The sequence below is a fragment of the Streptomyces sp. SYSU D01066-1 genome (genome assembly GCF_054956795.1).
The window spans coordinates 276,357-298,326 of the sequence record NZ_JBUDHV010000003.1; the positions used below are offsets into that span (position 1 = coordinate 276,357).

Consider the following 21,970-nt stretch of genomic DNA (forward strand, 5'->3'; position numbering starts at 1 on the left):
GATGTCGAAACTCGGCGAGCTCGGCGCCAAGCTGCACCACGGCGAGGTCGGCTACGACTTCGTCAAGAACCGCAAGCTCTGGTACGGCATCTCGATCCTGATCACCATCACGGCCATCGTCGGCCTGGCGGTGCGCGGCCTGCACATGGGCATCGAGTTCCAGGGCGGCGCGGTCTTCACCACACCGAAGAACACCAGCGTCTCGGTCGCCCAGGCCGAGGAGCACGCGGAGACGGCCTCCGGCCACGACGCGATCGTCCAGAAGCTCGGCGACGGCAGCCTGCGCATCCAGATCGCCGGCATCGACACCGGCACGTCGGACCGGATCAAGAAGGAACTCTCCGAGGACCTGAAGGTCGACGCCGAGCAGATCAACGCCGAACTGGTCGGCCCCAGCTGGGGCAAGCAGATCGCCGACAAGGCGTGGCAGGGCCTGGGGATCTTCCTGGTCCTGGTGGTGATCTACCTGGCGATCGCCTTCGAGTGGCGGATGGCACTCGCTGCCTTTGTCGCCCTGATCCACGACATCACCATCACCGTCGGCATCTACGCCCTCGTCGGCTTCGAGGTCACGCCGGGCACGGTGATCGGTCTGCTGACCATCCTCGGCTACTCGCTGTACGACACGGTGGTCGTCTTCGACAGCCTCAAGGAACAGACCAGGGACGTCACCAAGCAGAGCCGCTGGACCTACGCCGAGATCGCCAACCGGTCGATCAACAGCACCCTGGTCCGCTCCGTCAACACCACGGTGGTGGCGCTGCTGCCGGTGGCGGGCCTGCTCTTCATCGGCGGCGGTGTGCTCGGCGCCGGCATGCTCAACGACATCTCGCTGTCGCTGTTCGTCGGCCTCGCGGCCGGCGCGTACTCCTCGATCTTCATCGCCACGCCGCTCGTCGCCGACCTCAAGGAGCGCGAGCCGCAGATGAAGGCGCTCAGGAAGCGCGTCCTGGCCAAGCGCGCCCAGGCCGCCTCCAAGGGTGAGCCCGTCGAGGGCACCGGCGCCCGCGCGGACGGCCCGTACGCCGACGACGGGCCCGAGGACGCCGCCCCCGCCGTCGTCGGACCCCGCGACCAGCCCGCGTCCCGCACCCGGGGCCGCGGCCGACCCTCGGGGAAGCGCCGGTGACCGGCCTCCAGGAGCTGCTGCTCAGCCGCATCCGGGACGTGGCGGACTACCCGGAGCCCGGCGTGGTGTTCAAGGACATCACCCCGCTGCTCGCCGACCCGGAGGCGTTCGGCGCCCTCACCGACGCCCTGGCCGCCATCGCCCAGGACACCGGCGCCACCAAGGTCGTCGGCCTGGAGGCCCGGGGCTTCATCCTCGGCGCCCCGGCCGCCGTCCGCGCCGGCCTCGGCTTCATCCCCGTACGCAAGGCCGGCAAGCTCCCCGGAGCCACCCTCGGCCAGGCGTACGACCTGGAGTACGGCTCGGCCGAGATCGAGATCCACGCCGAGGACCTCGGCCCCGACGACCGCGTCCTGGTCGTCGACGACGTCCTGGCCACCGGAGGTACCGCGCAGGCGTCGCTCCGGCTGATCCGCCGGGCCGGGGCGCGCGCCGCGGGCGTGGCCGTCCTGATGGAGCTGGGCTTCCTGGACGGACGGGCCCGCCTGGAGCCGGAACTGGACGGCGCCCCGCTGCACGCGCTGCTCACCGTGGGATAACCCCGCCGCGGCCGGCGGGACACCGGCCGGACACGCAAGGGGCGGGCCCGGAGGAATCCGGCGCCCGCCCCACGCGTTCCTCCCGCAGGCGGGTCTCACAGCGGCCTGCGGGCCACCCCGGCACCCGGGATGGCTACCATGGGGTTTCCGGAGCCTGACCGGGGGACCCGGATCGCGCACGAGGAGCCCTCTTGCCAGACGAGGCCCAGCCACTGACAGCCGCCAAGCCCGAGTCGGCCTCGGCGCCCGCGGCCAAGCCCGCGCCCAGCACCCCGCACGCGAAGAACGACAGCCGCGGGACGCTCCAGCACACCCAGTCCGCGCCCGTCGACAAGACCGCGGACCAGCAGGCACGCCCGAAGCCGGCCCCTCCCGAGCGCCCGCGCAACGCGCCCGTGGTGCGCGCCCCCGCGAACCAGCCCGCCCGCACCGGCTCCTCCAACCGCGTCCGCGCCCGTCTGGCCCGTCTCGGCGTTCAGCGCGCCAACCCGTACAACCCGGTCCTGGAGCCCCTGCTGCGCATAGTCCGCGGCAACGACCCCAAGATCGAGACGGCGACCCTGCGCCAGATCGAGCGGGCCTACCAGGTCGCCGAGCGCTGGCACCGCGGCCAGAAGCGCAAGAGCGGCGACCCGTACATCACGCACCCCCTCGCCGTCACCACCATCCTCGCCGAACTGGGCATGGACCCGGCCACGCTGATGGCCGGCCTGCTGCACGACACCGTCGAGGACACCGAGTACGGCCTGGAGGACCTGCGCCGTGACTTCGGCGACGTCGTCGCGCTGCTCGTCGACGGCGTCACCAAGCTGGACAAGGTCAAGTTCGGCGAGGCCGCCCAGGCGGAGACCGTGCGCAAGATGGTCGTCGCCATGGCCAAGGACCCCCGCGTCCTGGTCATCAAGCTCGCCGACCGCCTGCACAACATGCGCACCATGCGCTACCTCAAGCGCGAGAAGCAGGAGAAGAAGGCGCGCGAGACCCTGGAGATCTACGCGCCGCTCGCCCACCGGTTGGGCATGAACACCATCAAGTGGGAGCTGGAGGACCTCGCCTTCGCGATCCTCTACCCCAAGATGTACGACGAGATCGTCCGCCTGGTCGCCGAGCGCGCCCCCAAGCGCGACGAGTACCTGGCGATCGTCACCGACGAGGTCCAGCAGGACCTGCGCGCCGCCCGCATCAAGGCGACCGTCACCGGCCGCCCCAAGCACTACTACAGCGTCTACCAGAAGATGATCGTCCGCGGCCGGGACTTCGCGGAGATCTACGACCTGGTCGGCATCCGCGTCCTGGTGGACACCGTCCGCGACTGCTACGCCGCGCTCGGCACGGTCCACGCCCGCTGGAACCCGGTTCCGGGGCGGTTCAAGGACTACATCGCGATGCCCAAGTTCAACATGTACCAGTCGTTGCACACGACGGTCATCGGCCCCAGCGGCAAGCCGGTCGAACTCCAGATCCGCACCTTCGACATGCACCGCCGCGCCGAGTACGGCATCGCCGCGCACTGGAAGTACAAGCAGGAGGCCGTCGCCGGCGCCTCCAAGGTGCGCTCCGACGTCCCCCGGACCACCGGCAAGGACGACCACCTCAACGACATGGCGTGGCTGCGCCAGCTGCTCGACTGGCAGAAGGAGACCGAGGACCCCGGCGAGTTCCTGGAGTCCCTGCGCTTCGACCTGTCCCGCAACGAGGTCTTCGTCTTCACCCCCAAGGGCGACGTCATAGCGCTCCCGGCCGGCGCCACCCCCGTCGACTTCTCCTACGCCGTCCACACCGAGGTCGGCCACCGCACCATAGGAGCACGGGTCAACGGGCGGCTGGTCCCGCTGGAGTCCACCCTGGACAACGGCGACCTGGTGGAGGTCTTCACCTCCAAGGCGCCCGGCGCCGGACCGTCCCGCGACTGGCTCGGTTTCGTCAAGTCACCGCGGGCCCGCAACAAGATCCGCGCCTGGTTCTCCAAGGAGCGCCGCGACGAGGCCATCGAGCAGGGCAAGGACGCCATCGTCCGCGCCATGCGCAAGCAGAACCTGCCCATCCAGCGCATCCTGACCGGCGACTCCCTGGTCACCCTCGCCCACGAGATGCGCTACTCCGACATCTCCGCGCTGTACGCGGCGATCGGCGAGGGCCACGTCTCCGCGCAGAACATCGTCCAGAAGCTGGTCCAGGCGCTCGGCGGCGAGGAGGCGGCCAGCGAGGAGATCGACGAGGCGGTGCCGTCGCGGGGCCGCGGCCGCAAGCGGCGCAGCAACGCCGATCCCGGTGTCGTGGTCAAGGGCGTCGACGACGTCTGGGTCAAGCTGGCCCGCTGCTGCACCCCCGTGCCCGGCGACCCGATCATCGGCTTCGTCACCCGGGGCAGCGGTGTCTCCGTGCACCGCAGCGACTGCGTCAACGTCGACTCGCTCTCCCGCGAACCCGAGCGCATCCTGGAGGTCGAGTGGGCGCCCACCCAGTCCTCGGTCTTCCTGGTCGCCATCCAGGTCGAGGCGCTGGACCGCTCCCGGCTGCTGTCGGACGTCACCCGCGTCCTGTCCGACCAGCACGTCAACATCCTCTCCGCGGCCGTCCAGACCTCCCGCGACCGGGTCGCCACCTCCCGCTTCACCTTCGAGATGGGCGACCCCAAGCACCTGGGGCACGTCCTGAAGGCGGTACGGGGCGTCGAGGGCGTCTACGACGTGTACCGGGTGACCTCGGCGCGCAGACCGTCGTAGAAGACACCAGGAGGACACACGAGAGGGGCTCCCGTACGGCCGTACGGGAGCCCCTCTCGTGCACGGCTGTCAGCCGCCGAACTCCTGCAGCCCCTTCAGCGCCTGGTCCAGCAGCGCCTGACGGCCCTCCAGCTCACGCCGGAGCTTGTCCGCGCGGGCGGTGTTGCCCTGCGCGCGGGCCTGCTCGATCTGCTGATGGAGCTTGTCCACGGCGGCCTGGAGCTGGCCGGTCAGCCCCTCGGCACGCGCGCGTGCCTCCGGGTTGGTACGGCGCCACTCGGTCTCCTCGGCCTCCTGGAGCGCCCGCTCCACCGCGTGCATCCGGCCCTCGACCTTCGGCCGGGCGTCGCGCGGGACGTGCCCGATGACCTCCCAGCGCTCGTTGATCGCACGGAACGCGGCGCGGGCCGCCTTGAGATCGGTGACCGGCAGGAGCTTCTCGGCCTCCTCGGCCAGCTCCTCCTTGAGCTTGAGGTTCTCGGACTGCTCCGCGTCCCGCTCGGCGAAGACCGAGCTGCGCGCGGCGAAGAAGACGTCCTGGGCGCCGCGGAAGCGGTTCCACAGGTCGTCCTCGTGCTCGCGCTGGGCGCGGCCCGCCGCCTTCCACTCGGCCATCAGCTCGCGGTAGCGGGCGGCCGTCGGACCCCAGTCCGTCGAACCCGACAGCGCCTCCGCCTCGCCGACCAGCCGCTCCTTGGTGCGGCGGGCCTCCTCGCGCTGCGCGTCGAGCTGCGCGAAGTGCTGCTTGCGCCGCTTGGAGAACGCCGACCGGGCGTGCGAGAAGCGGTGCCACAGCTCGTCGTCGGACTTGCGGTCCAGCCGCGGCAGGCCCTTCCAGGTGTCCACCAGCGCCCGCAGCCGCTCACCGGCCGCCCGCCACTGGTCGGACGCGGCCAGCTGCTCGGCCTCGGTGACCAGCTCCTCCTTGGCCCGGCGGGCCTCGTCGGACTGCTTGGCCCGCTGCGCCTTGCGCTCCTCGCGCCGCTTGTCCACCAGCTCCACGAGCTGGTCCAGCCGCTTCCTGAGCGCGTCCAGGTCACCCACCGCATGGTGCGCGTCGACCTGCTCGCGCAGGTGCTGGATCGCGGCCTGGGCGTCCTTCGACGACAGGTCGGTGGTCCGCACCCGCTTCTCGAGGAGGCCGATCTCGACCACCAGGCCCTCGTACTTGCGCTCGAAGTAGGCCAGCGCCTCATCGGGCGAGCCGGCCTGCCAGGAACCGACCACCTGCTCGCCGTCGGCCGTACGCACGTACACGGTCCCCGTCTCGTCGACGCGGCCCCACGGGTCGCTGCTCACAGCGCCTCCTCCACATGATGCCTGCGGAGGGCTTTCCCACCCCCGGGCATCGTCCACAGTTTCGTCACCGCCAACATAGGCGACCGGCGGGTGACCTGTCCGCATCCCGCACGACCGAAATCCCGCGGTCGACAGTCAGGATTTCGTGACGGTCGCCTTGTCGATCACGACCGTCGCGTTCGGCGCTCCGTCACCGGCGCCGGTGCTCTCGCCCGCGGCGGCGATCTTCTTCAGCACCTTCATGCCGGCGTCCGAGATCGTGCCGAACGGGGTGTAGCTGGGCGGCAGCTCACTGTCCTGGTACACCAGGAAGAACTGGCTGCCGCCGGTGTCCGCCTGCCCGGTGTTGGCCATCGCCACCGTGCCCGCCGGGTAGATGTTGTCCTTCAGGCTTTTGTCCTTCAGGTTCTCGTCCGGGATCGTGTAGCCGGGACCGCCGGTGCCCTGCCCGGTCGGGTCGCCGCACTGGAGCACGTAGATGCCGCTGGTGGTGAGCCGGTGGCACGTGGAGTGGTCGAAGAAGCCCTTCCCGGCGAGGAAGTCGAACGAGTTCACGGTGTGCGGCGCCGCCGACGCCTTCAGGGCGATGTCTATCTCGCCGCACGTCGTGTCCAGCGTCATGGTGTAGTCCGCCGACTTGTCGATGGACATCGCCGGCTCCTTCTTCCAGGTCTTCGTCGAGGCCTTGCCCGCCGCGGCCTTGTCGCACGGGTCGGGGGCCTTGGACGCCGACGCGCTGGGCGACGCCTCGGCGCTCGCGTTCTCCTTGTCGTCGTCGCCCTTCAGCGTGCCGGTCGTGTACAGCGCGAGGCTGCCCACCAGCACCACACCGAGCACCGACGCGATCACCGAGTTCCGCACCCGCGCCTTGCGTCGCGCGGCGGTGCGCCGCTGCTGCTGCCGCAAGAACTTCTCCCGGGCGAGCTGACGCCGCCGCTGTTCCTGGCTGACCACCGGGTTGTCTCCTATGCGTCTTCGTGTGCCGACCGGTACGTCTGCGTGCTCGTGGGCCGACCGCCTGCGTTAGCCCCGTACCGTATATGGGTTCGCTGAGGAATCGGCACCGCCGGTAGGCTCTGACCACGGGCGCAGCCCGTTCACAAGCCACCCGTATCGACACAACGAAGGACGATCGTGCTCATTGCCGGGTTCCCCGCCGGGGCCTGGGGGACGAACTGCTACCTCGTCGCCCCGGCCGCAGGCGAGGAGTGCGTGATCATCGACCCCGGCCACCAGGCCGCCCAGGGAGTCGGGGAGGCGCTGAAGAAGCACCGGCTCAAGCCGGTCGCCGTCGTCCTCACCCACGGCCACATCGACCACGTGGCCTCGGTCGTCCCGGTGTGCGGAGCCAACGACGTGCCCGCGTGGATCCACCCGGCGGACCGCTACATGATGAGCGACCCCGAGAAGGGCCTCGGCCGGTCCATCGGGATGCCGCTGATGGGCGAGCTGAGCGTGGGGGAGCCGGACGACGTACGGGAGCTGGCCGACGGCGCGAAGCTGGAGCTGGCGGGGCTGGAGCTGACCGTGGCGCACGCTCCGGGCCATACCAAGGGGTCGGTGACCTTCGGCCTGCCCGAGGCGGCGGACGTCCCGCCGGTGCTGTTCTCGGGCGACCTGCTGTTCGCCGGCTCCATCGGCCGCACCGACCTGCCCGGCGGCTCCATGGACGACATGCTCGAGTCCCTGACCCGCGTGGTCCTGCCGCTCGACGACACGACCGTGGTGCTGTCCGGACACGGTCCCCAGACGACCATCGGCCAGGAGCGCGCCGCCAACCCGTATCTGCGGCAGGCGGCTTCCGGCCAGGAAGCCCCCGAGGCTCCCCGACGAGGAATGTGACGAGAGACCTTCCGTGAGCACCTTCAAGGCCCCCAAGGGCACGTACGACCTGCTGCCGCCCGACTCGGCGAAGTACCTCGCCGTCCGTGAGGCGATCGCGGCCCCGCTGCGCGACTCCGGCTACGGCTACATCGAGACGCCCGGCTTCGAGAGCGTCGAGCTGTTCGCCCGCGGCGTCGGCGAGTCCACCGACATCGTCACCAAGGAGATGTACGCCTTCGAGACCAAGGGCGGCGACCGGCTCGCCCTGCGTCCCGAGGGCACGGCCTCCGTGCTGCGCGCGACGCTGGAGGCCAACCTGCACAAGACGGGCAACCTTCCCGTCAAGCTCTGGTACTCCGGCTCCTACTACCGCTACGAGCGTCCCCAGAAGGGCCGTTACCGCCACTTCTCGCAGGTCGGCGCCGAGGCGATCGGCGCCGAGGACCCGGCGCTCGACGCCGAGCTGATCATTCTGGCCGACCAGGCGTACCGCTCGCTGGGCCTGCGGAACTTCCGCATCCTGCTCAACTCCCTGGGCGACAAGGAGTGCCGCCCCGTCTACCGGGCCGCCCTCCAGGAGTTCCTGCGCGGCCTGGACCTGGACGAGGAGACCCTGCGCCGGGCCGACATCAACCCGCTGCGGGTCCTGGACGACAAGCGCGAGTCGGTGCAGAAGCAGCTCGGGGACGCGCCGCTGCTGCGCGACCACCTCTGCGACCGGTGCAAGGCGTACCACGAGGAGGTCCGCGAGCTGATCACGGCCGCCGGTGTCGTCTTCGAGGACGACCCGAAGCTGGTGCGCGGCCTGGACTACTACACGCGCACCACCTTCGAGTTCGTCCACGACGGCCTGGGCTCCCAGTCCGCGGTGGGCGGCGGCGGCCGCTACGACGGCCTCTCCGAGATGATCGGCGGCCCCGCGCTGCCGTCCGTCGGCTGGGCCCTCGGCGTCGACCGCACGGTCCTGGCCCTGGAGGCCGAGGGCGTCGCACTGGACCTCCCCGCCACCACCTCCGTCTTCGCCGTACCGCTCGGCGAGCAGGCCCGCCGCGTGCTGTTCACCAAGGTCACCGAGTTGCGCAAGAACGGCGTCGCCGCCGACTTCTGCTACGGCGACAAGGGCCTCAAGGGCGCCATGAAGAACGCCAACCGCAGCGGCGCCCGCTACACGATCGTGGCCGGCGAACGCGACCTCGCCGAGGGCGTCGTCCAGCTCAAGGACATGGAGTCCGGCGAGCAGACCGCGATCGGCGTCAACGAGATCGTGGCGGAGCTGGAGTCCCGGCTCGGCTGAGCCCGTCGCACGCCCGGTGCGGCACGGCCACCGCTCCAGCGCCCGTGCCGCGGGGCGCTGGTGAGGGCCGCGTACGGTCCTCGACGCCGGACTCGCCGGCGACGCCCGCGGACGCCGTCCCCGCGGCGGGCCCGCCGGCGCTGAGCCGGTGTGCGGCACCGCCGCGTGGTCCGGCGGCCGGTCCCGGCGCCGGTGCGCCCCTCGGCCGCCGGCCGGAGCACCGCAGGCTCCCGTGCGGACAGCCGTGGCCGCGCCGGCCCGGTGCGCGGCCGGCCGGCCGGCGGTCACGTCCCCGGCGACCGCCCGGCCGCCGCGAGCCGGCCGGCGGGGGACTCCGCCTCCTCCGGGCAGCGCGTGGTCGAAAGGACGGCGGTGCCCTCGTCCGCCAGGGCCCGGACCGGCTCCCGGAACCGGCGCCGGGCGGCCTGGCCGGAACCGGCCGCCGGCCCGCCCGGGAGCAGCCGGTGCGCACCGCCGGGACACCGGGCGCCACGCCGAGGCGGCGGCGCCGGCCGCCCGAGAGCCCCCCGGTCCGGCCGCCCCGGCCTCCGGGCCGACGGCCTCCTCGGGGCCGCGCGGCCGGGAGCGGTACCGGGCGAAGCGCCGGACCGTCAACTCCGCGGATGCCGGGTTCGTCCTGCCGGACGAACCCGGCCCGGGACCGCCGCGCGCGCGTGCCGTGCGCCGGGTCCGCACCCAGCCCCCGGACCTCGCCGCCTTCCCCGGACGGGCCGCCTCGGGGGATCCCACCGTCGCGCTCCCGCCCCCGGACCGGGCCCGGGCGGGCCGGACGACACCTCATCCGCGCGGACACCGGGGTCCACGCCGCCCACCGCGGTGACGCCGCCGTACCGCTCGCGCGGCCCCGGCACGTCCACGGCGGTTCGTCCGCCTGTGCGCTCGTGGTTCAAGCGTTGTCCGGAACCGCACCCCCGGGGACGACGGGGCGTCCTCCCTTGTCCCCGTCGAACGGTGGACACGCGCGCGGGTGCGGCACAATGACCGTGCCCGAAGAAGACGAGACCTCAAGTGACGGAATCGGCGTGATGAGCAAGACGACAGTCAGAGACGTCTCCACGGACCCCGAGCCCGCGTCCGGAGCCGGTGCCGTCGCGCCGGGTGCGGCGGGCGGCAGCCGCGCGTTCGCCGTGATGCTGGTGATCACCGGCGCCGCCGGACTGCTCGCCGCGTGGGTCATCACGATCGACAAGTTCAAGCTGCTGGAGGCCAAGGTCGCCGGCACCACCTTCGTCCCCGGGTGCAGCCTGAACCCGGTGGTCTCCTGCGGCAGCGTCATGGAGAGCGACCAGGCGTCCGCCTTCGGCTTCCCGAACCCGATGCTGGGCCTGGCCGCCTACGCCGTCGTGATCTGCGTCGGCATGAGCCTGCTGGCGCGGGCCCGCTTCCCGCGCTGGTACTGGCTCACCTTCAACGCGGGCACCCTGTTCGGGGTGGGCTTCTGCACCTGGCTGCAGTTCCAGTCCCTGTACCGGATCAACGCGCTGTGCCTGTGGTGCTCGCTGGCCTGGGTCGCCACGATCGTCATGTTCTGGTACGTGACCTCGTTCAACGTGCGCAAGGGCTTCCTGCCCGCGCCGAACTGGCTGCGCGGCTTCTTCGGCGAGTTCACCTGGGTGCTGCCGGTCCTGCACATCGGCGTCATCGGCATGCTGGTCCTGACCCGCTGGTGGGACTTCTGGACCAGCTGACCCGCACCGCCCCCGGGCGCCGCCGGCCGGGCCCCACGGGCCCGGCCGGCGGCGCCTGTCGCGTTGTCGGCGCGGTGATTTAGGGTTTCGGGCGTGGAGCCCGATCTGTTCACCGCCGCCGCAGAAGAACGCCAGGAGAAGGACCCGGCAGGCAGCCCCCTGGCCGTCCGGATGCGTCCGCGCACCCTCGACGAGGTCGTGGGCCAGCGGCACCTGCTGAAGCCCGGCTCCCCGCTGCGCCGCCTGGTCGGCGAGGGGGCGTCCGGCCCCGCGGGCCCCTCCTCGGTGATCCTCTGGGGCCCGCCCGGCACCGGCAAGACGACCCTGGCGTACGTCGTCTCCAAGGCCACCGACAAGCGCTTCGTGGAGCTGTCGGCGATCACCGCGGGCGTCAAGGAGGTCCGCGCGGTCATCGACGGCGCCCGGCGCGCGGTCGGCGGGTACGGCAAGGAGACCGTCCTCTTCCTCGACGAGATCCACCGCTTCAGCAAGGCCCAGCAGGACTCCCTCCTGCCCGCCGTGGAGAACCGCTGGGTGACGCTGATCGCCGCGACCACGGAGAACCCGTACTTCTCGGTGATCTCCCCCCTCCTCTCCCGCTCCCTCCTGCTCACCCTCGAACCCCTCACCGACGACGACGTCCGCGGCCTGCTGCGCCGCGCCCTCACCGACGACCGGGGCCTCAAGGGCGCCGTCACCCTGCCCGGGGACACCGAGGACCACCTGCTGCGCATCGCCGGCGGCGACGCCCGCCGCGCCCTCACCGCCCTCGAAGCGGCCGCCGGGGCCGCGCTGGACAAGGGCGAGCCGGAGATCACCCTGGCCACGCTGGAGGCGACCGTCGACCGGGCGGCGGTCGCCTACGACCGCGACGGCGACCAGCACTACGACATCGCCAGCGCCCTGATCAAGTCCATCCGCGGCTCCGACGTCGACGCCGCCCTGCACTACCTGGCCCGCATGATCGAGGCCGGCGAGGACCCCCGCTTCATCGCCCGCCGCCTGATGATCTCCGCCAGCGAGGACATCGGCCTCGCCGACCCGAACGCGCTGCCGATCGCGGTCGCGGCGGCTCAGGCCGTCGCCATGATCGGCTTCCCCGAGGCGGCCCTCACCCTCAGCCACGCCACCATCGCCCTCGCCCTGGCGCCCAAGTCCAACGCCGCGACCACCGCGATCGGCGCCGCCCTGGAGGACGTGCGCAAGGGACACGCGGGGGCCGTCCCCGCCCATCTGCGCGACAGCCACTACCAGGGCGCGGGCAGGCTCGGCCACGGACAGGGGTACGTCTACCCGCACGACCTGCCCGAGGGCATCGCGCCCCAGCAGTACGCCCCGGACGCCCTGAAGGACCGCGAGTACTACACCCCGACCCGGCACGGCGGCGAGGCGCGGTACGCGGACGCCGTGGAGTGGACCAGGAGGCACCTCGGTCGAAAGAGGCCCTGAGCGCCCTGTAGACTCGATCGGAGTGCCGAGTCCCGTGCCGTCAGAGCGGGACAACCGGCCGGAACCCCCAGCGGGTTCCAGGAGCGTCGCGCACCGTCGAAGGTGTCGCGGGCAGCCCACCACCCCCCGTCGCAGGACGGGACCGGTCGGTGGGCCACTCGCGTGCTGCACGTATGTGCCCAGACCAGGGAGCGGCTGCCCGACAGGTCCCCCGCGGACCCGGCGGGTTTCCCCGGCTGCGGATGCGACCTCCCTCAACCCTGGCAAGCCGAACACTAGGAAATGAGAGACAGTGGCGAACCAGTCCCGCCCCAAGGTCAAGAAGTCGCGTGCCCTCGGCATCGCGCTGACGCCGAAGGCCGTCAAGTACTTCGAGGCCCGCCCCTACCCGCCGGGTGAGCACGGCCGCGGCCGCAAGCAGAACTCGGACTACAAGGTCCGTCTGCTGGAGAAGCAGCGTCTGCGTGCCCAGTACGACGTCTCCGAGCGTCAGCTCGTCCGCGCCTACGAGCGTGCCTCCAAGGTCCAGGGCAAGACCGGTGAGGCCCTGATCGTGGAGCTGGAGCGCCGCCTCGACGCGCTGGTCCTGCGCTCGGGCATCGCCCGCACGATCTACCAGGCCCGCCAGATGGTCGTCCACGGCCACATCGCGGTCAACGGCCAGAAGGTCGACAAGCCGTCCTTCCGCGTCCGCCCCGACGACGTCGTGCAGGTCCGCGACCGCTCCAAGGAGAAGACGCTGTTCCAGGTCGCGCGCGAGGGCGGCTTCGCCCCCGACGGCGAGACCCCGCGCTACCTCCAGGTGAACCTCAAGGCCCTGGCGTTCCGCCTGGACCGTGAGCCGAACCGCAAGGAGATCCCGGTGATCTGCGACGAGCAGCTCGTCGTCGAGTACTACGCCCGCTGATCCCGGCCGGCCGCGGTACTCGGGCCCGCCGTCCCGCCAGCCCCCCGTGGGCGGGCGGGACGGCGGGCCTCGTCATGTCCCCGGTGCCCTCGTCGGCCGCGCGGGACGCCGCGGCCCCGGCGGCTCCGCCGGTGCCTCGGACCGCCGCAGCACCCGGGCCACCGCCTCCTCCCGGCCCAGCCGGGCCCCCCGGCGCAGGCACTCCTCGTACGCCCCGTCGCCCAGCCGGTCGCGGGCCGCCGCCTCGCACAGCTCGCGCGGCGCGTTGTAGTGCGCCGAGCCGAACAACTGCAGGCCCACCGCGGGCCACAGCCGCCCCGCCGCCCCCTGGAGCACCGCCGCCTCCGCCGCGTCCCCCTCCGTCACCGTGACCAGGGCCAGCAGTTCCAGCGACAGCACCGAACCCAGCAGGTCACGGAAGCCGTGGGCATCGCCCAGGCAGACGGTCAGCAGCCGCCGGGCCCCGCCCGCGTCGCCGTCGCTCCAGGCCGCGTACGCCAGCACGTACAGCGCGTAGGCGCGCGCCCAGCGCTCGCCGTGGTCGTCGCACACCCGGCGCACGTCCTCGCACAGCCGCACCGCGTCCGCCAGATCGCCCTGGAAGGCCCGGGTCATCGCCAGCTCGACCTGGGCCATCAGCACATTGCTGTTCAGCTCGCCGATCTCCCGGTACCGCGCCAGCGCGGAACGCAGCAGCGCCTCGGCGCCCGTCATGTCGTCGGTGATCAGCGCCAGGCAGCCCGAGCGGTGCACCGCGTACGCCAGCGCCGTCGGGTTGCGGGCCCGCTCCGCCTCCCGGTGGCACTCCTCGAGCGTCGCCCGCGCGGACGCCGTGTCGCCCTGCAGGACCGTCACGTACGCCAGCACCCACAGGGCCTTGAGCCGGGACTGCTCACGCGCGGTCCGCTCCGCGTCCAGCCGCACCGCCTGCTCCAGCCAGTGCCGCCCCTCCGCGAGCCGCCCGCAGCCCACCCAGTGGAACCACAGGGAACCCGCCAGGTACTGGCCCAGGTGCGCTCCGTCCGGATCGGACAGGCAGTGGTCCAGGGCGGCGCGCAGATTCGGCAGCTCCGCCTCGATCCGCGCGGCGACCTCCGGCTGGCGCGGCGAGAACCACTCCAGCTCGCACCAGGTCGCCAGGCCCACGTACCAGTCGCGGTGCCGCCGCCGCAGCCGCGCCGCGTCGCCGGTCGCCTCCAGCCACTCCGCGCCGTACGCCCGCACCGTGCCGAGCATCCGGTAGCGCACCCCGGCCGGTGTCTCCTCGCGGGTCAGCACGGACTGGGCGAGCAGCGCGGAGAGCACGTCCAGCACCTCGTCGGCGGGCAGCCCGTCGCCGCCGCACACGTACTCCGCGGCTTCCAGGTCGAACCGCCCCGCGAACACCGAAAGACGCGCCCACAGCAGCCGCTCCCCGGGCGTGCACAGCTCATGGCTCCAGCCGATCGCCGTGCGCAGCGCCCGGTGCCGGGGCAGCGCCGCCCGGTTCCCCCCGGCCAGCAGCCGGAACCGGTCGTCCAGCCGGCCGAGCACCTGCCGCGGCGTCAGCACGCCCAGCCGTCCCGCGGCCAGCTCGATCGCCAGCGGGATGCCGTCCAGCCGCCGGCACAGCTCCCGCACCTCGGCGCCGTCCCCGCCGCCGATCTCCACCCCGTGCTGCGCGGCGCGCACCGTCAGCAGGGACACCGCCTCCTCCCCGGTCAGCGGCGCCAGCGGGAACAGCCGCTCGCCGGAGACGGCCAGCGGCCGGCGCCCCACCGCCAGCACCCGCAGCCCGGCGGCCCGGCCCAGCAGCTCCGTCACCAGCCGGGCGCACGGGTCCACCAGGTGCTCGGTTCCGTCGAGCAGCAGCAGCACCTCGCGCTCGGCGAGGTGGGCGAGCAGGGTCTCGCGGGGCGTCCGGGTGGTGTGGTCGGTCAGGCCGAGCGCCTCCACCACCGCGTAGTCGACGAACTCCGCGTCGCGCACGGGCGCCAGGTCCACCCGCCAGACCCCGTCCCGGGGCGCCGACCGCGCGGCGGCCCGCTCCGCCAGCCGCGACTTGCCCACCCCGCCCACCCCGGTGACCGTCACCAGCCGCGCGCCGCGCAGCGCGTCGTCCAGCTCGGAGAGTTCCGCCGCGCGTCCCACGAAGGCGTCCAGTTCCAGCGGCAGGTTCCCGGCCGGGGACGTCCCGTCATGCCGTTGATCACGCATAGGAGACGCAGCGTACTGAAGCGTGCGCACTGCGTACAAACGTCCCGTGCCGCTGCGCCGCAGGAGGACGGTAATGCGGTACGGACCCCCATCCCCGGCGCGATAGGCTCGGTGCACGACTTTTCGTGTTCTCGATGATCTCGATGTTCACGACGTACGTGAAGTTCTGGCACGTTTCAGGGAGCGGGTGCACACAGTGTCCGGTGGCGAGGTGGCCGGGATCCTGGTGGCCGTCTTCTGGGCGATCCTGGTCTCCTTCCTCGCCGTCGCACTGGTGAGGCTGGCCCAGACGCTCAAGGCGACCACCAAGCTCGTGGCGGACGTGACCGACCAGGCCGTCCCGCTGCTGGCCGACGCCTCCGCGGCGGTGCGCTCGGCGCAGACCCAGATCGAACGGGTCGACGCGATCGCCTCCGACGTCCAGGAGGTCACGTCCAACGCCTCGGCGCTGTCCACCACCGTCGCCTCCACCTTCGGCGGCCCCCTGGTCAAGGTCGCGGCCTTCGGCTACGGCGTGCGCCGGGCGATGGGCGGCCGCAAGGAGGACGTGCCGGACAGGACAGCCAGGCGCACCGTCGTGGTCGGCCGTACCGTCCCGGCGACGCGGCGGGCCAAGCGGAAGAAGGACTGACCCAGCGATGTTCCGCCGTACGTTCTGGTTCACCACCGGCGTCGCCGCCGGAGTGTGGGCCACCACCAAGGTCAACCGGAAGCTCAAGCAGCTCACCCCCGAGAATCTCGCCGTGAGCGCGGCGAACAAGGCGATCGAGGCCGGCGGCCGGCTCAAGGACCGCGCCGTGGGCTTCGCGCTCGAGGTGCGCGACAACATGGCCCAGCGGGAGGCCGAACTGGGCGACGCGCTCGGTCTCGGCGCCCCCGCCGCCCGGGAGCTCCCGGCGCCCCGGCGGTACGCCGCCATCGAGAACCGCAACGACCCGACCACCTCGAAGTACATCGACAGGACGACGTACTCGTACAACCGGAATGAGGACCACTGATGGAGTCGGCCGAGATCCGCCGCCGCTGGCTGAGCTTCTTCGAGGAGCGCGGGCACACCGTCGTCCCGTCGGCGTCGCTCATCGCGGACGACCCGACTCTGCTGCTGGTCCCGGCCGGCATGGTGCCCTTCAAGCCGTACTTCCTCGGCGAGGTCAAGCCGCCCTTCGACCGCGCCACCAGCGTGCAGAAGTGCGTGCGCACGCCGGACATCGAAGAGGTCGGCAAGACCACCCGGCACGGCACGTTCTTCCAGATGTGCGGCAACTTCTCCTTCGGCGACTACTTCAAGGAAGGCGCCATCAAGTACGCCTGGGAGCTGCTCACCAGCCCCCAGGACAAGGGTGGCTACGGCCTGGACCCCGAGCGCCTGTGGATCACCGTCTACCAGGACGACGACGAGGCCGAGCGCATCTGGCACGACGTCGTCGGCGTCCCGTCCGAGCGCATCCAGCGCCTGGGCAAGAAGGACAACTACTGGTCCATGGGCGTCCCCGGCCCCTGCGGCCCCTGCTCCGAGATCAACTACGACCGCGGCCCCGAGTTCGGCGCCGAGGGCGGCCCGGCCGTCAACGACGAGCGGTACGTGGAGATCTGGAACCTCGTCTTCATGCAGTACGAGCGGGGCGAGGGCACCTCCAAGGAGGACTTCGAGATCCTCGGGGACCTGCCGAGCAAGAACATCGACACCGGCCTCGGGCTGGAGCGGCTCGCCATGATTCTGCAGGGCGTGCAGAACATGTACGAGATCGACACCTCCATGGCCGTCATCAAGAAGGCCACCGACCTGACCGGTGTCTCCTACGGCGACGCCCACGACTCGGACGTCTCGCTGCGCGTGGTCACCGACCACATGCGCACCTCCGTGATGCTCATCGGCGACGGCGTCACGCCGGGCAACGAGGGCCGCGGCTACGTGCTGCGCCGCATCATGCGCCGCGCCATCCGCAACATGCGCCTGCTCGGCGCCACCGGTCCGGTCGTCAAGGACCTGATCGACACGGTGATCGAGATGATGGGGCAGCAGTACCCCGAGCTGATCACCGACCGGGAGCGGATCGAGAAGGTCGCCGTCGCCGAGGAGAACGCCTTCCTCAAGACGCTGAAGGCCGGCACCAACATCCTCGACACCGCCGTCGCCGACACCAAGGCCGCCGGCGGCTCGGTCCTGGCCGGCGACAAGGCGTTCCTGCTCCACGACACCTGGGGCTTCCCGATCGACCTCACCCTGGAGATGGCCGCCGAGCAGGGCCTGTCCGTGGACGAGGACGGCTTCCGGCGCCTGATGAAGGAGCAGCGGGAGCGCGCCAAGGCCGACGCCCAGGCCAAGAAGACCGGCCACGCCGACCTCGGCGCCTACCGGGAGATCGCCGACCGCGCCGGGCAGACCGACTTCATCGGCTACACCGACACCGAGGGAGAGTCCACCGTCGTCGGCATCCTCGTCGACGGCGCCTCCTCGCCGGCCGCCACCGAGGGCGACGAGGTCGAGATCGTCCTGGACCGCACGCCCTTCTACGCCGAGGGCGGCGGCCAGATCGGCGACACCGGCCGGATCAGGACCGACTCCGGTGCCGTCATCGAGGTCCGCGACTGCCAGAAGCCGGTCCCGGGCGTCTACGTCCACAAGGGCGTCGTCCAGGTCGGTGAGATCACCGTGGGCGCCAAGGCGCACGCCGCCATCGACGACCGGCGCCGCAAGGCCATCGCCCGCGCCCACTCGGCCACCCACCTCACCCACCAGGCGCTGCGCGACGCGCTGGGCCCGACGGCCGCCCAGGCCGGTTCCGAGAACCAGCCCGGCCGCTTCCGCTTCGACTTCGGTTCCCCGTCGGCCGTTCCCACGGCCGTGATGACCGACGTCGAGCAGAAGATCAACGAGGTGCTCGCCCGCGACCTGGACGTGCGTGCCGACGTCATGGGCATCGACGAGGCCAAGAAGCAGGGTGCCATCGCCGAGTTCGGCGAGAAGTACGGCGAACGGGTGCGCGTCGTCACCATCGGCGACTTCTCCAAGGAGCTGTGCGGCGGCACCCACGTGCACAACACCGCCCAGCTGGGCCTGGTCAAGCTGCTGGGCGAGTCGTCCATCGGCTCCGGCGTGCGCCGCATCGAGGCCCTGGTGGGCGTCGACGCCTACCACTTCCTCGCCCGTGAGCACACGGTCGTCGCCCAGCTCCAGGAGCTGATCAAGGGCCGTCCGGAGGAGCTCCCGGAGAAGGTCTCCGCCATGCTCGGCAAGCTGAAGGACGCCGAGAAGGAGATCGAGAAGTTCCGCGCCGAGAAGGTCCTCCAGGCCGCCGCCGGTCTCGCCGAGTCCGCCCAGGACGTACGGGGCGTCGCCCTGGTCACCGGCCGGGTCCCGGACGGCACCACCGCCGACGACCTGCGCAAGCTGGTCCTCGACGTGCGCGGCCGCATCCAGGGCGGCCGGGCCGCCGTGGTCGCCCTGTTCACGACGGTGAACGGCAAGCCCCTCACCGTCATCGCCACCAACGACGCCGCCCGCGACCGCGGTCTCAAGGCCGGTGACCTGGTCCGCACCGCCGCCAAGACCCTCGGCGGCGGCGGTGGCGGCAAGCCGGACGTCGCCCAGGGCGGTGGCCAGAACCCGGCCGCCATCGGTGACGCCGTGGCCGCCGTGGAGCGCCTGGTCGCGGAGACGGCGAAGTAATGCGCACAGGACGTCGGCTCGCCATCGACGTCGGGGACGCCCGGATCGGGGTCGCCTCGTGCGACCCCGACGGGATCCTCGCCACCCCCGTCGAGACGGTCCCGGGCCGGGACCTCCCGGCGGCCCACCGGCGGCTGCGCGCGCTGGTCGAGGAGTACGAGCCGATCGAGGTCGTCGCCGGCCTGCCCCGCTCCCTCAAGGGGGGCGAGGGCCCGGCGGCGGCCAAGGTCCGCCGTTTCGCCCAGGAGCTGGCCCGGGGCATCGCCCCCGTCCCGGTCCGGCTCGTCGACGAGCGGATGACGACCGTGACGGCGAGCCAGGGGCTGCGCGCCTCCGGGGTGAACTCCAGGAAGGGCCGTTCGGTCATCGACCAGGCCGCCGCTGTGATCATCCTTCAGCAGGCGCTTGAATCCGAACGGGTGTCAGGTAATCCTCCTGGCGAGGGCGTCGAAGTGGTCATCTGATCGCTGTACGGTAACGTTCCGCGCGATGCGGCGGTCTTCGAACAGCCTCCGCACAGAGAGAGGCGGAACGGCAAGCGGTCCGTGAAGCCGCGTGACCGCCGCCTCGCGGCTCTAGGGGATCCATGACTGAGTATGGCCGGGGCCAGGGCTCCGAACCGTGGCACCCGGAGGACCCGTTGTACGGGGACGGCGGGTGGGGAGGGCAGCAGGCCCACACGGGACAGCAGCCCTTCGACGGCGGCCAGCCGCAGCACCACCCGCAGCATCAGCAGCACGGTGACTGGGGCGAGAACGGAGGCCAGGCCGGATACGGCCAGGCCCAGCAGCAGTACCCGCACGACGGACAGCAGTACGACGGCGGGCAGGGCGGGCAGTACAGCCAGCAGCAGTACGACCCGCAGTACGGAGGGCAGCAGTACCCGGCGCAGCAGCAACAGGACCAGCAGCAGTACCCGGCGCAGCAGCAACAGGACCAGCAGCAGTACGGCACCGAGGGCTGGCCCGCCGGACAGCAGCAGCCCGTGTACCCGGCCGACCCCGCCGACCCGTACGCCCAGCAGGCCGCCGCCTCCTACGGCACGGAGCAGCCCGACCACTACGGCACCCCGGAGGCGTATCCGCCCCCCGAGCCGCCGAGCCGGCGGCGCAGCGAGCCGGAGCCGGCGAAGACCGACTGGGACCCGGGCCCCGACCAGGGGGAACACGCCTTCTTCGCGGGCGGCGACGGGGACGACGAGGCCGAGGACGACGCTCCCGGACGCGGTGACCGCAGGAACCGCGGGGGCAAGCCGAAGAAGCGGCGGAACGGTTGTGCGTGCCTCGTGGTCTGCCTGGTGCTGGGCGGCGGCGTGGCGGGATTCGGATACTTCGGCTACCAGTTCTACCAGGATCGTTTCGGCGCGGCCCCCGACTACGCGGGGGACGGCAACGGCACGCAGGTGACCGTCACGGTCCCCAAGGGCGCGGGCGGCTCGGTCATCGGCCAGGTGCTGAAGCGCCAGGGTGTGGTGAAGAGCGTCGACGCGTTCATCGCGGCGCTGCAGAGCAACCCGAACGCCAAGGGCATCCAGGACGGCGTCTACACGATGCAGAAGGAGATGTCCGCCGAGAGCGCCGTGAAGCTGATGCTCAGCCCCGAGAGCCGCAACACGCTGATCATCGCCGAGGGCAAGCGCAGCGCCGCCGTCTACGAACTCATCGACGAACGCCTCGAGGTCGACAAGGGCACCACCGCCAAGGTCGCCGAGACCGAGTGGAAGGACCTCGGCCTGCCCGACTGGGCGATGAACCACGCCGACGTCAAGGACCCGCTGGAGGGCTTCCTCTACCCGTCCAGCTACTCCGTGGCCAAGGGCCAGAAGCCCGAGGCGGTGCTCAAGGAGATGGTGGCGCGGGCCACCGACAAGTACGAGGAGCTCGGCTTCGAGAAGAAGTCGAAGGAACTGGGGCTCGACGGGCCCTGGCAGCTCGTGACGGTGGCCAGCCTGGTGCAGGCCGAGGGCAAGACCCACGAGGACTTCCGCAAGATGGCCGAGGTCATCTACAACCGCCTCAAGCCCGACAACTACGAGACCAACCAGAAGCTCCAGTTCGACTCGACCTTCAACTACCTGATGGGTCAGAGTGAGATCCACATCAGCGAGTCCGAGATCAACAGCAACTCGGACCCGTACAACACCTACTACCACAAGGGCCTGCCGCCCGGCCCCATCGACAACCCGGGTGCCGAGGCGCTGGAGGCCGCGCTCAAACCCACGGACGACGGCTGGATCTACTTCGTGGCCACCGATGGCGTGAGCAACACGGAGTTCGCCAAGACCAACGCCGAGTTCGAGAAACTGAAGGACGAGTTCAATGCCAACACCGGCGACTGACGCCCGCCGGGCCGCCGTCCTCGGCTCCCCGATCGCCCACTCCCTCTCCCCGGTGCTGCACCGCGCCGCGTACGCCGCGCTGGGCCTGGAGGGGTGGACGTACGAGCGTTTCGAGGTGGACGAGGCGGCCCTGCCGGGGTTCGTCGAGAAGCTGGGGCCCGAGTGGGCCGGGCTGTCGCTGACCATGCCGCTGAAGCGGGCCGTGATCCCGCTGCTCGACGAGATCAGCGACACGGCGGCCTCCGTGGACGCGGTGAACACCGTCGTCCTCACCGAGGACGGCCGCCGCACCGGTGACAACACCGACATCCCCGGCATGGTCGCCGCCCTGCGCGAGCACGGCGTCGAGAAGGTGGAGTCCGCCGCGATCCTGGGCGCGGGCGCCACCGCCTCCTCCGCGCTGGCCGCGCTGGCCCGGATCTGCACGGGTGAGGTCGCCGTCTACGTGCGCAGCGCGGCCCGGGCCGCCGAGATGCGCGAGTGGGCCGAGCGGCTCGACGTCGACGTGCGCGTCGTGGACTGGTCGCGGGCCGAGCAGGCACTGCGTGCCCCGCTGGTGGTGGCCACCACCCCGGCCGGCACCACCGACGCGCTGGCCGCCGCCGTGCCGGAGATGCCCACGACCCTCTTCGACGTGCTCTACGAGCCCTGGCCCACCGCGCTGGCCGCCCGCTGGTCGGCCCACGGCGGGGCCGTCGTCAGCGGCCTCGACCTGCTGGTGCACCAGGCGGTGCTGCAGGTGGAGCAGATGACGGGGCGCGGCCCGGCCCCGCTGGCCGCCATGCGCACCGCGGGCGAGCGGGCGCTGGCGGACCGTTAGGCGTCCGCGGGCGGTCCGCTGTCCGGTTGGTGGACCGCCGCCCAGGTCACATCGGGGGACATGGGAGGAT

Annotated in this window: 17 protein-coding genes; 14 read left to right on the forward strand and 3 right to left on the reverse strand. The window is 71.8% G+C overall.

Features of this window, described 5'->3' with window-relative positions; genetic code table 11:
- Window position 1: 1 nt before the first annotated feature.
- The 3 genes from secF to relA all read left to right on the forward strand — a co-directional run bounded on the left by secF (window position 2) and on the right by relA (window position 4,394).
- Complete coding sequence (gene secF / locus ACY1JF_RS05005) at window positions 2-1,129, forward strand: protein translocase subunit SecF (protein WP_462703720.1); 1,128 nt, start codon at window positions 2-4, stop codon at window positions 1,127-1,129.
- Window positions 1,126-1,668 carry an adenine phosphoribosyltransferase gene (locus ACY1JF_RS05010; protein WP_462703721.1) on the forward strand — a complete coding sequence of 181 codons (543 nt, stop codon included), beginning with the start codon at window positions 1,126-1,128 and terminating at the stop codon, window positions 1,666-1,668. The genes secF and ACY1JF_RS05010 overlap by 4 nt, the downstream gene beginning before the upstream one ends.
- A 191-nt stretch (window positions 1,669-1,859) precedes the next feature.
- Entirely contained in the window at window positions 1,860-4,394 is a 2,535-nt protein-coding gene (relA, locus tag ACY1JF_RS05015; protein WP_462703722.1) for a GTP pyrophosphokinase, read from the forward strand.
- Window positions 4,395-4,463: 69 nt separating this feature from the next.
- On the opposite strand, the gene ACY1JF_RS05020 is transcribed toward relA, so the two are convergent.
- Both ACY1JF_RS05020 and ACY1JF_RS05025 read right to left on the reverse strand, forming a co-directional pair.
- On the reverse strand, window positions 4,464-5,693 hold the full coding sequence (locus tag ACY1JF_RS05020; protein ID WP_462703723.1) for a DUF349 domain-containing protein: 1,230 nt from the start codon (window positions 5,691-5,693) through the stop codon (window positions 4,464-4,466).
- Between the two features lie 135 nt (window positions 5,694-5,828).
- Window positions 5,829-6,647, reverse strand: coding sequence for a peptidylprolyl isomerase (locus tag ACY1JF_RS05025; RefSeq protein ID WP_462703724.1), 819 nt, complete (start codon window positions 6,645-6,647; stop codon window positions 5,829-5,831).
- A gap of 180 nt (window positions 6,648-6,827) precedes the next feature.
- Here ACY1JF_RS05025 and ACY1JF_RS05030 point away from each other — a divergent pair, with 180 nt between their 5' ends.
- The 5 genes from ACY1JF_RS05030 (at window position 6,828) to rpsD (ending at window position 12,876) form a co-directional block, all read left to right on the forward strand.
- On the forward strand, window positions 6,828-7,535 hold the full coding sequence (locus tag ACY1JF_RS05030) for an MBL fold metallo-hydrolase (RefSeq protein WP_462703725.1): 708 nt from the start codon (window positions 6,828-6,830) through the stop codon (window positions 7,533-7,535).
- Window positions 7,536-7,548: 13 nt separating this feature from the next.
- Window positions 7,549-8,811 (forward strand): histidine--tRNA ligase, encoded by a 1,263-nt coding sequence (gene hisS / locus ACY1JF_RS05035; RefSeq protein ID WP_462703726.1) that lies wholly within the window; start codon window positions 7,549-7,551, stop codon window positions 8,809-8,811.
- Window positions 8,812-9,857: 1,046 nt separating this feature from the next.
- Window positions 9,858-10,520: a vitamin K epoxide reductase family protein gene (locus ACY1JF_RS05040; protein ID WP_462703727.1), complete on the forward strand. Its 663-nt coding sequence runs from the start codon at window positions 9,858-9,860 to the stop codon at window positions 10,518-10,520.
- Window positions 10,521-10,613: 93 nt separating this feature from the next.
- Window positions 10,614-11,969 carry a replication-associated recombination protein A gene (locus tag ACY1JF_RS05045; protein WP_462703728.1) on the forward strand — a complete coding sequence of 452 codons (1,356 nt, stop codon included), beginning with the start codon at window positions 10,614-10,616 and terminating at the stop codon, window positions 11,967-11,969.
- Window positions 11,970-12,261: 292 nt separating this feature from the next.
- A complete protein-coding gene (gene rpsD, locus ACY1JF_RS05050; protein ID WP_215168626.1) occupies window positions 12,262-12,876 on the forward strand; it encodes a 30S ribosomal protein S4 in 615 nt (204 codons plus the stop codon).
- Window positions 12,877-12,948: 72 nt separating this feature from the next.
- On the opposite strand, the gene ACY1JF_RS05055 is transcribed toward rpsD, so the two are convergent.
- On the reverse strand, window positions 12,949-15,072 hold the full coding sequence (locus ACY1JF_RS05055) for an ATP-binding protein (RefSeq protein WP_462703729.1): 2,124 nt from the start codon (window positions 15,070-15,072) through the stop codon (window positions 12,949-12,951).
- 187 nt (window positions 15,073-15,259) lie between these two features.
- Here ACY1JF_RS05055 and ACY1JF_RS05060 point away from each other — a divergent pair, with 187 nt between their 5' ends.
- From ACY1JF_RS05060 to ACY1JF_RS05085, 6 genes are all read left to right on the forward strand, one after another.
- Window positions 15,260-15,703, forward strand: coding sequence for a DUF948 domain-containing protein (locus tag ACY1JF_RS05060; RefSeq protein ID WP_462703730.1), 444 nt, complete (start codon window positions 15,260-15,262; stop codon window positions 15,701-15,703).
- A 7-nt stretch (window positions 15,704-15,710) separates the two neighbouring features.
- Window positions 15,711-16,070 (forward strand): hypothetical protein, encoded by a 360-nt coding sequence (locus ACY1JF_RS05065; protein WP_462703731.1) that lies wholly within the window; start codon window positions 15,711-15,713, stop codon window positions 16,068-16,070.
- Entirely contained in the window at window positions 16,070-18,742 is a 2,673-nt protein-coding gene (alaS, locus tag ACY1JF_RS05070; protein ID WP_462703732.1) for an alanine--tRNA ligase, read from the forward strand. Before ACY1JF_RS05065 ends, alaS begins: the two co-directional genes overlap by 1 nt.
- Window positions 18,742-19,206, forward strand: a complete 465-nt coding sequence (gene ruvX, locus ACY1JF_RS05075) for a Holliday junction resolvase RuvX (protein ID WP_462703733.1) — start codon at window positions 18,742-18,744, stop codon at window positions 19,204-19,206. The genes alaS and ruvX overlap by 1 nt, the downstream gene beginning before the upstream one ends.
- A 122-nt stretch (window positions 19,207-19,328) precedes the next feature.
- A complete protein-coding gene (gene mltG / locus ACY1JF_RS05080; protein WP_462703734.1) occupies window positions 19,329-21,080 on the forward strand; it encodes an endolytic transglycosylase MltG in 1,752 nt (583 codons plus the stop codon).
- Window positions 21,061-21,900: a shikimate dehydrogenase gene (locus tag ACY1JF_RS05085; protein ID WP_462703735.1), complete on the forward strand. Its 840-nt coding sequence runs from the start codon at window positions 21,061-21,063 to the stop codon at window positions 21,898-21,900. The genes mltG and ACY1JF_RS05085 overlap by 20 nt, the downstream gene beginning before the upstream one ends.
- Window positions 21,901-21,970 lie beyond the last annotated feature (70 nt).